This window comes from Nitratireductor arenosus (genome assembly GCF_009742725.1).
Lineage (GTDB): Bacteria > Pseudomonadota > Alphaproteobacteria > Rhizobiales > Rhizobiaceae > Mangrovimarina > Mangrovimarina arenosa.
The window spans coordinates 904765-918900 of record NZ_WPHG01000003.1 but is presented as its reverse complement, the minus strand read 5'-3'; the positions used below and the strand labels follow the sequence as shown (position 1 = coordinate 918900).

Sequence of the window (14136 nt, the reverse complement as noted above, 5' to 3'; positions counted from 1 at the left end):
AACTTCAGCCGTTCATCCATCTGGCTACACTCCTTCCATGGCACCTCGCGATCCTCCGCAAAGGGCCAGTTGTGTAACCTATGTGTCCGGAATGACCTGTTACCTATGTCTCGGGTCGTTCACCCGGTCCGTTCCGGACTCGGGATGACGGCAAGACCGGCCGCTTCCGACATTTCGCCGCTGAGGTGCGGCCGCTCCCAGCCCGCGCTACGACGCCCGGCCGGCCGCCTGGCGCAGATAATAACAGCAGAAGCCGAAACCGCCGGCCATAAGCATATAAGTTTCGCCAACGGCGAGGCGGATATTGGAATTGCTGAGCATCGTCGCCAAGAAGAAGATCATCGTCAACAGATAGAAAAAGTAGAGTTCGAGCGGGACCAGACCGCGCCGGGTGGCGGCCGTCGCCTGATAGACGCACCACACCAGAAGAATGGCGTAGAATTCGAGCCCGAACAGACCGAAGCGGATGGCGATCTCCAGGTAGCCATTGTGCATCAGCTCATAGCCGATATCGGCGAAACGGGTCTGATGCCACAGATTCTCCCACCAGATCCCCTGACCGAAAAGCCAGTCCGTCCGCCAGATCGACATGGCGTTCCACCAGATCCGCATACGTTCGTCGAACGTGTAGGGCAACGCGCCCGTGTCGATCGCGTCAAGCATGATCTGGCGAACCGGCCTGCCAGATAATGCCTGCTCGCCAATGTCGAACGCGCCATCAACGACCTGGCCAATTGTTTGCCAAATCGTATGCCCGAAGATCAATGCCCCTGCGGCGAAGGTCGCCAGAATGGTAGCAATCAGACCGAAGCGCGTTTTTCCCTCGGTTTGCGATATCCCGACCGACAGTGCAAAAGGGCTTATCACGCTAAGCGCGATCCAAACACCTTTCGACCGGGCGCCGATGATGCCCAACATCGCCAGCAGGCCGACCGCTACCGCCATCGTGACCCCCAGCGTCTTCACCCTCGCGCTAAGTTCATCGCTTTCGATAAGCCATAGCACAAAGCAATAGGCACCGATCAGCATAATACCGGCGCTGACTGAGGCATGGATGGTATTGTTTTGAAATAGGAACCCGAGCCGGTTCAAATCGGGGTTCGAATCGGGCAGGAAAACCGTAGTGATATCGACACTCGTGGCGAGCGCGGCAAGGCTGATGGCCATGAACACCCAGACCAGATGCGCCAATCTGTCCCGATAGAGAAAAAGAACATAACCGACCGTCATATAAAGCGCCGGCAGCAGATAGATGCCTTCCGCCGAACCGCCGGTCGATTCCGGCCTCGTCAGGATGATCCATAGATAACGCAGGGCGACATAATGCACCCAGACCAGGCACGCCCAGCCCATTGCCCCGATCGCGGGGCGGAAATCGCGCCTTGAAAAATAGACCCAAAGCCCGAGCGCGATCAACGGAAGCATAGCCACGCGGTAAAGATCGGTTTCGATCCAGACAGCGGAGATCATGCCGACCAGGCAAAACAGCACAGCGTGTCCGACGATTTCGGTTCTATGGAAGGGCGGTCGCTGCGCCGTCTGTTCCGTCGGCGCGTTCATGCCGCCTCCAGCGCGTAGCTCGCGCGACACAAGAAATCGCGCGCCCTGAACGAAAAAGCGTGCCGCCTTTGCACGGTCGTCAGCTTGGTGTGCCTGTAGCTGGCGGTGATCGTGGAGTTGGCGCGATGCGTGCTGAAGTCAACCAGCGGCTCGCGAGTGGTGTAGGTCGCAACCCCGGTCGCCCAGCCGCGCTCCAGCGCCACGTCCCAGGGCAGCCACATCGTGGCAAGCGCCTCGACCAGGCGTTCGGCGCCACTGCGATTGACGGCATAGCAGGCGGCCGACCCCTGCGGCCCAAACAGGCAGCGCCCGTATTCGTCGCCCTTCGCCGTCACGCCCTTCCCGAGAAAACCGTTGGTGCGGTGATTGACGAGCTTGACCAGACGAGGTTCGCCAGAGTGCGTGAACAGCGCCGCAGCCCTTTCGTCAAGCCGGTCGTTGAGGACGATGTCGTCCTCCGCGATGACAGCAACGTCAAGGCCTTCTGCGACCATCGTCGCCAGGGCCGCGAGATGCGAGCGATAGCAGCCATATTCGCCCGGCGTGACGATGCGCCCGTGCCGGACGCGGAACCGTTCCCGGTCGATGCCAGACCATTGTTCCGGTGCGATCGCACCGCCGTCGACACCGTCGACGCGGCGTAGGTCAAGTCCCGTTGCCGTTTGCCGGATCGCGTCCCAACGGTCGGCCGAGCGCGCGAGATTTATGACAAGAATAGGCACTATCAATGGTCTGTCACTGCAAAAAGGCCACTTACCCTCGCCTGCAACTCAACGGTCGGGGCAGGAACCTTTAGGTCGGCGCGCAATCATAAGCAACCGCCAGATGGAGGATCGTCGCGCATATTGACTGTATGGCAAACGCTCGCCTACCCACCCCGACAGGGTCCGATATCGACGAAAATCATCGCAACCGACCCGCCTACGACCTCGCCCGCCGCTCCACCCCGGTTGCAACGGCACCGCGGACGGCATCGATGATACGATCCTGATCGTCCTCGCCCAGATAGGGGTGCATCGGCAGGCACAGTATGGTGCGGCTGGCCGCCTCCGCCACCGCGAGACCACCCGGTGCGCGACCGTAAGCCGCATAGGCCGTCTGCAGGTGCAGCGGTTTTTCGTAATAGATCATCGAAGGAATGCCGACCTCGCTCAGATGCGCGCGAATGTCGTCGCGACGATCCGACTCGATGGCGTATTGCGCCCATGCCGACCGGTATCCCTCAACCACGGCCGGCACTTTCACCACGTCACAAAGCCCGGCCGTGTAACGCTCGGCGACCGCCTGCCTAGCCTCGGTTTCCGAAGGCAGGATGGCCAGCTTCTCGATCAGGATCGCCGCCTGCAGCGTATCCAGCCGCGAATTGAGACCGATGCGGACATTGTCGTACTGGCTGGAACCCTTGCCGTGAAAGGCGATCGAGCGCATCGTTTCGGCCAGATCGTCGTCATCGGTCAGTATCGCGCCGCCATCGCCGTAACAGCCGAGCGGCTTGGCCGGGTAGAAGCTGGTGCCCGCGACCGTGCCGAAGGCTCCGCATTTGGTGTTGCCGAAACTGCCACCGATCGCCTGGGCGGCGTCTTCCACGATTGCAAGCGAGCGCTCCTGTGCGAAGCCACCGATCGCGTGATAGTCGGCCGACAGGCCGAACAGGTCGACCGGAACGATGGCTTTCGGCGTCAACCGGCCCTCGGCGCAGACCTGATCGTAGGCGGCTTCCAGGCTGGCGAGCGACAGATTGTAGCTGTCCGCGTCGACGTCGACAAACACCGGCTCCGCACCGGCGAGGACCACGACCTCGGCCGTGGCGGCAAAGGTGAAGCTGGGACAAAAAACCGCGTCGCCCGGCCCGATACCGAGCGCCATCAAAGGAATCAACAACGCGTCCGTTCCGTTGGCGCAGCCCACGACATGGCTGACGCCGATAAATTCGGCAAGCTGGCTTTCGAACTCGGCGACTTCGGGTCCGTGAATGTAGCGGCCATGCGCGAGCACCCTGGCCATGGCGGCATCGAGCTGCGGCATGATGCGTTCGCGCTGCGTGTGAAGATCGACAAATTGCATGGGCGCCTTTCGAGCGAAGCATTGCGGTGCGGCCTTCCAGCCTGGACCGCTGATAGAAGGCGCGCGTTGAACACGCAAGCGCGGCTTGACCTCAATCTCGTCGGCCGATCGTTACACAAGTTGAAGAGCGGCCGCCATGCGCCCGTGAGACATGGCCGCGCCCCTTGGCGGACCGCATCGCCCGGGAGGAACCCGGCGCCGGACGGTCCAGGGCGCGGCGAAGCAGGGGCCGGGGGGCAAAGTTTTCTTGAAACGACGCCCGCGCCATGCCACCACGCGCCTTCGCCGCGGCATAAACCGCGTGGGTTCGTTCCGGCTCTCCGGTGGGATGGGCCGTCATTCGTCGGGGTTCACATGAACATCGCCATGATCGGTTCCGGCTATGTCGGATTGGTGAGCGGCGCGTGCCTGGCCGATTTCGGGCACAGGGTGACCTGCGTCGATGTCGACGCACAAAAGGTCGCCGCGCTGCAATCGGCGCGCATACCGATCTACGAACCGGGTCTCGACCGGCTGGTCGCCGATAATGTCGCCGCCGACAGGCTGTTCTTCACAACCGAGTTGGCCTCGGCGGTCGCCGACGCCGAGGTCGTGTTCATCGCCGTCGGCACGCCCTCGCGGCGCGGCGACGGCCATGCCGATTTGTCCTTCGTCCACGCGGCCGCCCGATCGATCGCCGGCGCCCTGAAAGACTTCACCGTGGTCGTGACGAAATCGACCGTGCCGCTCGGCACCGGCGACGATGTCGAGCGCATCATGCGCGAAACCAATCCCGAGGCGGATTTCGCCGTCGCGTCAAACCCGGAATTCCTGCGCGAAGGGGCGGCGATCGACGATTTCAAGCGCCCCGACCGCATCGTCATCGGCGCGCAGGACGAGCGTGCGCGTACCGTCATGGGCGAGGTCTACAGGCCGCTCTATCTCAACCAGGCACCGATCCTTTTCACCACCCGGCGCACCGCAGAAGTGATCAAATACGCCGCCAACGCCTTTCTGGCGACCAAGATCACCTTCATCAACGAGGTCGCCGACCTATGCGAGCAGGCGGGCGCGGATGTGCAGGAGGTGGCTCGCGGGATCGGCCTCGACAAGCGCATCGGTCCTAAATTTCTGAACGCCGGGCCGGGCTATGGCGGTTCGTGCTTTCCCAAGGACACGCTCGCCTTCGTCAAGACCGCGCAGGATCTGGGAACGCCGCTGCGGCTGGTGGAAACGACGGTCGCCGTCAACGATCAGCGCAAGCGCGCCATGGCGCGCAAGGTCGTCGCCGCCTGCGGCGGCTCGGTGCGCGGCAAGCGCATCGCAATCTTCGGCCTAACCTTCAAGCCGAACACCGACGACATGCGCGAGGCGCCCTCGATCGCCATCATCCAGGCGCTGCTCGACCAGGGCGCGCAAATCACCGCCTACGATCCCGAAGGCATGGCGTCCGCACGCGACTATTTTGCCCAGATCGGTTATGCGCAAAACGCCTATGACGCCGCCGCCGAGGCGGACTGCGTGGTCATCGTGACGGAATGGAACGAATTCCGCTCGCTCGATTTCGAGCGCCTCAAGGAGATCATGGCGACGCCGGTGCTGGTCGACCTGCGCAACATCTACCGCCCAAAAGATGTCGAGCGGCTCGGATTTGCCTATGCGAGCCTCGGGCGGCCGAACGGGATCGAATGAACGGCTTCAAACGGCATCCGTCAATGCATCAGCTTGACATGATGCCGCCCGAATTGGACAGGCAGATGATCATTCGTCCCGAAACCGGACGGGAGGCGGCGATGTTTTGGAGATGGGTCCTCGTTGCTCTTGCCGGCGGCGTCGCCGGCTGCAGCAGTCTTTCCAGCGGGCTCGACGACGAGATCGTGTCGTCGCTTCAGTTCGACCAGATCCCCTGCGAACGGCTCGTCGCCGAGCGCGACGCGTTGGCCGCCGAACATGGCGACCCGGCCACGCTCGACCCCGGTGAGAAGCCGGGCGCCCGGCCGGCGCTCGTGCCGACCGGTTTCGGCACACTGGTGCCCGACGCCCGCAGCCGCGACACCAAAGAGCACCGCAAGGCGCTCGGCCGTATCGAGGCGATGGATCGCTCGATCACCCGCCGCGAATGCCGCAGCGTATAGCGCCGGGGCGGCTGGCGCTGACGAGCGGCCGCCCGCCAGTCCCTTGTCATGCATGTCGAAGTCATCTAGAACAAAACAAGAACATTTTTCGAGGAAACGCGATGAAAAAGACCGGAAAGATCGACTATCTCGAAATGGCCGCCACCAACGGCACGCTAGACGCCGTGAAGTCCTTCTACAGCAACGCCTTCGGCTGGACGTTTACCGATTACGGCCCAACCTATTCCGCCTTCGACGAAGGACTGGAAGGCGGTTTTGATGCCGGCAAGCCGGATGCGGCGGCAAAACCGTTGCCGGTGCTTTATTCGGAGAATCTGGAGGAAACGCTGGCCGCGGTCGAAGACGCCGGTGCGACGATCGTGCAGCCGATCTTTTCCTTCCCCGGCGGCCGGCGGTTCCATTTTACCGACCCGGCCGGCAACGAACTCGCGGTATGGGGCGACTAGAATCCAGCCCCCGCCGGGCTCCAGGCCTGACAGCCAGCCGACCGTACCTCAGCTCGCCTCGCGAATTTGCTCGGCAGTCTGCAGATCGACCGAAACGAGCTGGCTGACGCCCTGCTCAGCCATGGTGACGCCGAACAGGCGGTTCATGCGCGCCATGGTGATCGGATTGTGGGTGATGATGACGAAGCGGGTCTGGGTGCTCGCCGCCATCTCGTCCATCAAATTGCAGAAACGCTCGACATTGTGATCGTCGAGCGGCGCATCGACTTCGTCGAGGACGCAGATCGGCGCCGGGTTGGTCAGGAACACGGCGAAGATCAGCGCCATCGCGGTCAGCGCCTGCTCGCCGCCCGACAGCAGCGTCATGGTCTGCGGCTTCTTGCCCGGCGGCCGGGCGAGGATTTCCAGGCCCGCTTCCAGCGGGTCGTCGGATTCGACCAGCTGCAATTCGGCCGTGCCGCCGCCGAACAGATGGGTGAACAGCCGCTGGAACTGAGCGTTGACGACGTCGAACGCATCGAGCAGGCGTTCGCGGCCTTCCCGGTTCAGACTCTGGATCGCCAGGCGCAGCTTTTTAATCGCCTCGATCACGTCTTCGCGCTCGGTGACGATGGTTTCGAGACGCTCGGCTAGTTCCCGCTGCTCCTCCTCGGCGCGCAGATTGACCGCGCCGAGCCGCTCGCGATCGACCTTCAACCGGTCGACCCGACGCTCGACATCCGCCATCTCGGGTAGCGGATCGTCGGGGCCGAGGCCGGTCTGGCGAAAGACCAGATGCGGCGCGATCCCCAGCGCCTCCTGAATACGCGCCTCGGCGTCGCGACGGCGTTCCTCCGCGGCCGTCAGGCGCTCCTCGGCGCGGCCGCGCGCCTCGCGGCTTTCAGACAGAGCCTGCAGGGCAGCGTTCGCGGCCTTGTCGAGCTCGGCCTGGCGCGTCTCGGCGACGGCGAGCGCGTCGGCGGCCTCGCCGCGGCGGGTCTCGGCCTGTCCCAGTTCGGACAGCAGCGCCCGGCGGCGCGCATCCAGCGCATCGGGCGCATCCTCGATCTCGGCGCGCTCGCGCCCGGCCTCGCCGCGCCGCTCGATCAATGCCGCCTTCTGGCGGTCGGCGTTGTCGGCGCGCGCAATCCAGGCCTGGCGCTCCTGCGCGATCGCCGTCAATCGCCTTTGCCTGGCCTCGGCCTCGCGCTTGAGGCCGTCATCGAGCGCGCGCGCATCCGCAAGGGCCGAGCGGTCCTCAGCGACTAGGGTCGACTGGCGTTCGAAACGCGACTGAATGTCGCCCGGATCCGGCGCGCCCTCGAGCGCGCTCTGCGCCTCGGCCAGAAGCCGACCCTCCTCCGCCGCACTCTCATCCAGCCGCGCGATCGCCTCGGCAAGGGTGGCCCTGCGGGTCGACAATTCGCCGGCCGCCTTTTCGGCCCTGGCCAGGTCCTCGCGCGCCTCGCCGGCCGCGCGCTGGGAGAGCCGCCAGGCCTCGCGGGCCTGCTTTTCAATCTCCACGGTCCGGCGCACTAGCGCGTCGGCGTCCTGCTGCGCGGCTTCGGCCTGCTGGAGGCGGGCCGCGGCGGCGGCAACCTCCTCATCCAGTTCGGCAAGCCGGTTTTTCTGCGCCAGGCGCTGGGCGGCGGCCGTCGGGGCATCGGCGCTGGCGGTGAAACCGTCCCACCGCCACAAGGCGCCGTCGCGGCTGACCAGACGCTGGCCGGGCGCGAGCGCCTTTTGCAGACTGGGTCCGTCGGCCGCCTCGACCAGGCCGATCTGGGCAAGCCGGCGCGCCAACTGGCGCGGCGCGCGCACGATCTCGACCAGCGGGCGCGCGCCCTCGGGCAGGCGCGGGTCGCCGTCGGCGGGATCGATCTCGCCCCAATGGACCGGGGCGGCACGGTCGAGCGGCACGTCGAGATCCTCGCCCAGCGCCGCGCCGAGCGCGGTCTCGAAACCGCGTTCGACCCTGATCTGCTCGAGGGCGGCGGGAAGAAGCCCGCTGTCGCCGGCATTGAGAACCTTGGCGAGCGTGCGCGCCTCGGTTTCCAGGCGCTGCAGCTCGGCGCGCGTCTCGTTGAGCGGCGCCCGCAACGCCGCCTCGGCGGCGCGTGCGTCGGCAACCTTGGTTTCGGCAGCCGTGGTCGCGGTCTCGGCCGCAGCGACATTGGCCTCGGCCTGTTCGACCTTGCGCTGTTTTTCGGCCGGATCGGGCAATTCGGAAAGCCGGGCCGCCACGGCTTCGGCCTCGCCGCGCTTTTCGGCAAGCTGGCGCTCGAACCTGTCGCGGCGTTCGGCATGCTCGCGCACGGAGCGCTCGAACTGGGTGCGCTGCGCCAGCGCCTCGGCCCGCTCGGCGGTGATCGCGGTCAGTTTCTCCTCGCTCCCCGCAAGCCGGGCCGACGCCTCCTGGAACGTCGCCTTGGCCGCCTGCTCGCGCTCGGCGGAGCCGCCCTGCTCGTCGGTCAGGGTCTTTTCCTCCGCGTCGAGCCGGGCCAGCGTGTCGGCATTGTCGCGCACGAGACGCTCTTCGCGCTCGATATCGGCGTCGAGCTGGGCGATGCGGCGGTCAAGTTCGCCCTGGCGCGCCTTCAGCCGTGCGGCTTCCTCGTCGAGCTGCGTGCGGGCGATCGCAAGGCGCTGCAGCGCGGCGGCGGCGGCGGCTTCGGCGTCGCGCAATTCGGGCAGGCGCATCGCCGCGACGGCCTGCTCCTTGGCGGCGTTCATCTGCTCCTGGGCGCGTTCGCCGACCAGCGACGTCGCCGCCGCGAGCGCCGATTGCGCCTCGCCCGCCTGCTGCTTGGCCTGCGACCAGCGCAGATGCAGCAGGATCGCCTCGGCCTGGCGGATATCGGCCGACACGCTCTTGAAACGGGCCGCCTGGCGCGCCTGACGCTTGAGGCTCTCGATCTGGCTTTCCAGCTCGCCGACGACATCGTCGAGCCGCTCGAGGTTCTGTTCGGCCGCGCGCAGCCGCAATTCGGCCTCGTGGCGGCGCGAATGCAGGCCGGAAATGCCGGCCGCCTCCTCCAGCAGCGCGCGCCGGGCCTGCGGCTTGGCCTGGATCAGCTCGCCGATGCGGCCCTGGCCGACCATGGAGGGCGAGCGCGCGCCTGTCGACTGGTCGGCGAACAGGAGCTGCACGTCCTTGGCGCGCGCCTCCTTGCCGTTGATACGGTAGACCGAGCCGGCCTCGCGTTCGATGCGCCGCGAGACCTGGAGCTCTTCGGTGTCGTTATAGGCGGCCGGAGCGGTCCGGTCGGCATTGTCGAGGAAAAGCGTGACCTCGGCCGTGTTGCGGGCAGGCCGGGTGCCGGAACCGGAGAAGATGACGTCGTCCATGCCGGACGCGCGCATGTTCTTGTAGGAGTTCTCGCCCATCACCCAGCGCAGGGCCTCGACGAGGTTCGACTTGCCGCAGCCGTTCGGCCCGACCACGCCGGTCAGGCCGCTTTCGATGACGAACTCGCTGGGTTCGACGAAAGATTTGAAACCGAGAACGCGAAGCCTTGAAAAGCGCATCAGGCCCAGCTCCGCCGCCATGCGGCCGCAGGGCGACCTCGCCGGGCTTGCGGCCAGGCGTCAGAGCATGCTGTCGATGATTGCCGAGAACTCGTCAATCGACATGGCCCCCGCATATTTCTTGCCGTTGATGAAGAATGTCGGCGTGGAGTCGACGCCAAATTCCTTCGCTCCGCGGTCTTTGACCGCCCTGACATCCTCCAGAAGCTTCTGGTTCGTCAAGCACGCCTCGAAGGACTCCTGTGAAAAACCGGCCAGACGCGCGATTTTCAGCAATGCGTCGCGGGCGTTTTCCACCGAGACCCAGGCGTCCTGCTGCTTGAACAGCACGTCGGCCATGGCGAAATATTTGTCGTCGGCGCAGCGCGCCAGCATGAAGCCGGCTTCCGCGCGCGGATCGAACGGAAATTCACGCAGGACCAGCCGCGCCTTGCCGGTGTCGATATATTTTTCCTTCAGCGCGGGATAGGTGTTGCGGTGAAAACTGCCGCAATGGCCACAGGTGGTCGACGCATATTCCACGATGGTGATCGGGGCGTCCTCGTCGCCGACCCATTTTTCGGGCAGGGCGCCCGGTTCCATCAGCTTGTCGACGTCGACCGAACCCTGCGCGGCAGGCACGGCCACTTTCGGCGTCTCGGGCGCTTCAGGCGCGCTCGCGCCGTTGGAATCGCTGCACGCCGCCAGCAAAGCGGCTGCCGGCAGGGCTGCCAGCGAAGCGACGACGTTGCGACGCGAAACGAAACGGGTCATGCGAATCACCTGTCGATATCTGGATTTTGCTACGGACGACGATAAAAAGGCGAGAGTTGGCGCTTAATAAGGCATTGCAACCGCCAGTCACAGCGCAAAGTGTCGCGGCGCCTTCACGAAATCGCCAGCCTCGCCGGTATGCGCTCACCTGCGCGCGGCGATCACGTTGCGGCCGAGACGTTCCAGCGCCTCGCGCAGACCGGGATCGCTGACGCTGCTGACCCTGTTTTCGACCAGGCCGATTTCGTCCTTGCTCAAGGCGCGCGGGACCGGCCGCCGGGGCACTGTGCCGCTGCCGACCGGCTTTTGCACGATGCGGATGCGGCCGATCGCGGAAAAGCCGAAAAAACTGTTGATGCGGCTGATGATTTCGCCGGTTTCGTGCTGGAGATGCAGCGCGGCCGCGCCCTCGCAGGCGACGATCAGCGTCGCCGGCTCGAACGGATCGTCTTCGTGACGCCGCCGCGGCCAGGCGATCTTTTCCGGCCGGGTGGAGGCGGCCAGCCGCGTGCCGACGAGTTCTTCCCACGACTGGACCAAACTCACCGACATGCCGGCGCGCTTTTTCATCACCGGATCGAGAATGCGCGTCGCCAGGTCGCTGACGGCGACCGGGGCACCTCGATATCCCTTTCCTTTCATGCCTGACCTGCCTTATCGGTGGGGCGCGAACCGCCGACCGACATCATAGCCGAGCCGCCCGCCGATGACAGCCCCCGCCAAGCCCGAACCGAACCGGACGGACTTCGCCGCGCGGCTCGTCGCCTGGTACGACCGTCACCATCGCCGGCTGCCCTGGCGGGTCGCTCCCGGTGAGCGCGCACGCGGTTTGCGGGCCCTGCCCTACCGGGTCTGGCTGTCGGAGATCATGCTGCAACAGACCACGGTCGCGGCGGTCAAACCCTATTACGAACGGTTCTTGCGCGACTGGCCCGACGTCGAGAGCCTGGCGGCAGCCGAGCGCGAGGCGGTAATGAAGGCCTGGGCGGGGCTTGGCTACTATTCGCGGGCGCGCAACCTGAAGAAATGCGCCGAGGAGGTGGTGGCGCGCCATGACGGCGTCTTTCCCGCCGACGTTGCCGCGCTCCGCGCCCTGCCCGGCATCGGCGCCTATACTTCCGCCGCGATCGCGGCGATCGCCTTCGACATCCCGGTCGCCGTCGTCGACGGCAATGTCGAGCGGGTCGTTACCCGCCACGCGGCGATCGAAGCGCCGGTCGCCACGGTCAAGAAGGACATCGCCGCGATCGTAGAACGCTGGCTGCCCGCCGAGCGGCCGGGCGACTTCGCCCAGGCGATGATGGATCTCGGCGCCACGATCTGCACGCCGCGCGCGCCGGCCTGCGCGCTGTGTCCGGTCAGCGCGGACTGCGCCGCCTTTGCCGCCGGCGAGGCCGAGCGCTATCCGGTCAAGCCGGCAAAGGTGGCCAAGCCGGTGCGCACCGGCGCCGCCTTCGTCGCCGAGCGCGCCGACGGGGCGGTGCTTCTGCGCAAGCGCGGCGAAACCGGCCTGCTGGCCGGCATGAGCGAGGTTCCGACGAGCGCCTGGTCGGCGCGGACGAACGGCGCGGACGGCATCGAGGCCGCGCCGTTTGCCGCCGGCTGGCGCGCGGCGGGCGAGATCCGCCACGTCTTTACCCATTTCGAACTGCGGCTTGCGGTCTACCACGCCCGTTTCGACGACGACGCCCCGGCCGGCCATTGGTGGTCGCCGCGGCATCTCGTCCACGGCGAAGCGCTGCCGACTGTCATGAAAAAGGCAATCGAGACTGCGATACCGGGCGCGACCAAAAAACCGACCGTCACCGGAGCCAGCCTATGAGCGACATCCGCCACATCGTGTTCGATATCGGCAAGGTGCTGATCCACTACGATCCCGAAATCCCCTATGCGCGCCTGATCCCCGACGCGCAGCAACGGCAGCGCTTCTTCGACACGGTGTGCACGCCGGCCTGGAACGTCGAGCAGGATCGCGGGCGTAGCTGGGAAGAGGCCGAAGCGCTGTTGATCGACGACCATCCGCACGAGGAAGACAATATCCGCGCCTTTCGCCGCCACTGGCACGAGATGGTGCCGCACGCATATGACGAAACCGTCACGCTGATGCTGGAACTGATCGAGCGCGGCCACGACGTCACCATGCTGACCAATTTCGCCGCCGACACCTTTGTCGAGGCGCGCCGAAGGTTTCCGTTTCTCGATCGTCCGCGCGGCGTCACGGTGTCGGGCGAGGTCGGCATGATCAAGCCCGAGCGCCGCATCTACGAGCTTCACGCGGAAACGTTCGGCCTCGACCCCGCCGGCGCGATCTTCATCGACGACAGCGAACCAAACGTCGAGGGCGCACGCGAGGCCGGATGGCGAGCGATCCACTTCACCGCACCGGCCATGCTGGAAGACGCGCTGGCGCGCCACGGCATCGTCGTCTAGGCGCCGGAGGCGCGGCAGGCGGTCAGGCCGCGGCGACGGCCATGCGCTGGCGCATGTCCTGGCGGAGGGCGTCGAGCGGCGTCGGCGCGCCCTTTCTGTCGAAATGCCAGAAGGTCCAGCCGTTGCAGGCGTCGAGCCCCTGAACGCGCGCGCCCATCTTGTGGATGGAGCCGGCCTCGTTGCCGACGGCGACGGTGCCGTCGGCGCGCACCCGCGCGGTCCAACGGCGCTTGGCGTCACTGAGTTCCAGGCCGGGCGCGACCAGCCCCGCCTCGATCAGGCTGACGAAGGCGATGCGCGGCTCGGCGCGCTTGCCCGTCAGGATGGCGAGTTCGGGATTGTCGAGCGGCTCGACCGCGTCGATGCGGGCCGTGGCGGCGTCGATATAAGCCTGCTCGCGCTCGATGCCGACAAAATGCCGGCCGAGCCTCTTGGCGACCGCGCCGGTGGTGCCGGAGCCGAAGAATGGATCGAGCACCACGTCGCCGGGCCGGGTCGAGGCCATCAGCACCCGCGCCAACAGGGCTTCAGGCTTTTGTGTCGGGTGCGCCTTGGCGCCATCGGCGCCCTTCAGCCGCTCGGCGCCGGTGCAGATCGGGAACAGCCAGTCGGTGCGCATCTGCACATCGTCGTTCGAGGCCTTGAGCGCCTCGTAATTGAAGGTGTAGCCCTTGGCCTTCTGGTCGCGCGAGGCCCAGATCATGGTTTCATGCGCGTTTTGGAAGCGCCGGCCGCGGAAATTCGGCATCGGGTTGGTCTTGCGCCAGACCACGTCGTTGAGGATCCAGTAGCCGAGATCCTGCAACTTGGCGCCGACGCGGAAGATGTTGTGATAGGAGCCGATGACCCAGATGGTGCCGTTCGGCTTGAGCACGCGGCGCGCGGCCAGCAGCCAGGCACGGGTGAAGGCGTCATAGGCCTGGAAACTGTCGAACTGGTCCCACGCGTCGTCGACGGCGTCGACCTTGGACTGGTCGGGCCGGTGCAGATCGCCGCCAAGCTGCAGATTGTAGGGCGGATCGGCGAAAATCGCGTCGACCGAGTGTTCCGGCAGACGCTCAAGCGCAGCGACGCAGTCGCCCTTCAGGATCGTGTCGCACCAATCGGTTCGGGAGGCGGTCAGGTCGGCGACGGGACGCACGGCTGGCATGGCGATACTCACAACACTGGGACTGTTTACGCCTCGTTATGGTTACCGCGTTGCGTAAATTTTTAGTGTATCGCCCGGCCGATTTGCGCCGGTAAGGCGCATGCGATATCTG

The 14136-nt window shown here is 65.8% G+C and carries 12 protein-coding genes; 5 read left to right on the top strand and 7 right to left on the bottom strand.

Annotation, left to right across the window (positions count from 1 at the left end):
- Nucleotides 1–207: 207 nt before the first annotated feature.
- The 3 genes from GN330_RS16375 to GN330_RS16365 all read right to left on the bottom strand — a co-directional run bounded on the left by GN330_RS16375 (nucleotide 208) and on the right by GN330_RS16365 (nucleotide 3624).
- The gene (locus tag GN330_RS16375) at nucleotides 208–1416 is read right to left on the bottom strand and encodes an O-antigen ligase family protein (protein ID WP_197435204.1); all 1209 of its coding nucleotides are present in this window, start codon (nucleotides 1414–1416) and stop codon (nucleotides 208–210) included.
- Between the two features lie 140 nt (nucleotides 1417–1556).
- Nucleotides 1557–2282 (bottom strand): glycosyltransferase family 25 protein, encoded by a 726-nt coding sequence (locus GN330_RS16370; protein ID WP_197435203.1) that lies wholly within the window; start codon nucleotides 2280–2282, stop codon nucleotides 1557–1559.
- A 199-nt stretch (nucleotides 2283–2481) separates the two neighbouring features.
- Nucleotides 2482–3624: a DegT/DnrJ/EryC1/StrS family aminotransferase gene (locus GN330_RS16365; protein WP_156713715.1), complete on the bottom strand. Its 1143-nt coding sequence runs from the start codon at nucleotides 3622–3624 to the stop codon at nucleotides 2482–2484.
- A 354-nt stretch (nucleotides 3625–3978) separates the two neighbouring features.
- Between GN330_RS16365 and GN330_RS16360 the strand changes: the two genes are divergently transcribed.
- The 3 genes from GN330_RS16360 (at nucleotide 3979) to GN330_RS16350 (ending at nucleotide 6184) form a co-directional block, all read left to right on the top strand.
- A complete protein-coding gene (locus GN330_RS16360) occupies nucleotides 3979–5295 on the top strand; it encodes a UDP-glucose dehydrogenase family protein (protein WP_156713714.1) in 1317 nt (438 codons plus the stop codon).
- A gap of 65 nt (nucleotides 5296–5360) precedes the next feature.
- Nucleotides 5361–5738, top strand: coding sequence for a hypothetical protein (locus tag GN330_RS16355; RefSeq protein WP_156713713.1), 378 nt, complete (start codon nucleotides 5361–5363; stop codon nucleotides 5736–5738).
- 101 nt (nucleotides 5739–5839) lie between these two features.
- Entirely contained in the window at nucleotides 5840–6184 is a 345-nt protein-coding gene (locus GN330_RS16350; RefSeq protein ID WP_156713712.1) for a VOC family protein, read from the top strand.
- 48 nt (nucleotides 6185–6232) lie between these two features.
- Here the strand turns inward: GN330_RS16350 and GN330_RS16345 are convergent, their stop codons facing one another.
- The 3 genes from GN330_RS16345 to GN330_RS16335 form a co-directional block, all read right to left on the bottom strand.
- Complete coding sequence (locus GN330_RS16345; RefSeq protein ID WP_156713711.1) at nucleotides 6233–9691, bottom strand: chromosome segregation SMC family protein; 3459 nt, start codon at nucleotides 9689–9691, stop codon at nucleotides 6233–6235.
- A gap of 60 nt (nucleotides 9692–9751) precedes the next feature.
- On the bottom strand, nucleotides 9752–10444 hold the full coding sequence (locus GN330_RS16340) for a DsbA family protein (protein WP_156713710.1): 693 nt from the start codon (nucleotides 10442–10444) through the stop codon (nucleotides 9752–9754).
- Nucleotides 10445–10588: 144 nt separating this feature from the next.
- A complete protein-coding gene (locus GN330_RS16335; protein WP_156713709.1) occupies nucleotides 10589–11086 on the bottom strand; it encodes a DUF721 domain-containing protein in 498 nt (165 codons plus the stop codon).
- A 64-nt stretch (nucleotides 11087–11150) separates the two neighbouring features.
- On the opposite strand from GN330_RS16335, the gene mutY reads away from it, so the two are divergent.
- Together mutY and GN330_RS16325 are read left to right on the top strand one after the other, a co-directional pair.
- Complete coding sequence (mutY, locus tag GN330_RS16330; protein WP_156713708.1) at nucleotides 11151–12266, top strand: A/G-specific adenine glycosylase; 1116 nt, start codon at nucleotides 11151–11153, stop codon at nucleotides 12264–12266.
- Nucleotides 12263–12874, top strand: a complete 612-nt coding sequence (locus tag GN330_RS16325; protein ID WP_156713707.1) for an HAD family hydrolase — start codon at nucleotides 12263–12265, stop codon at nucleotides 12872–12874. Before mutY ends, GN330_RS16325 begins: the two co-directional genes overlap by 4 nt.
- 22 nt (nucleotides 12875–12896) lie before the next feature.
- Here GN330_RS16325 and GN330_RS16320 read toward each other — a convergent pair whose 3' ends face one another.
- The gene (locus GN330_RS16320) at nucleotides 12897–14024 is read right to left on the bottom strand and encodes a site-specific DNA-methyltransferase (RefSeq protein ID WP_156713706.1); all 1128 of its coding nucleotides are present in this window, start codon (nucleotides 14022–14024) and stop codon (nucleotides 12897–12899) included.
- Nucleotides 14025–14136: the final 112 nt, after the last annotated feature.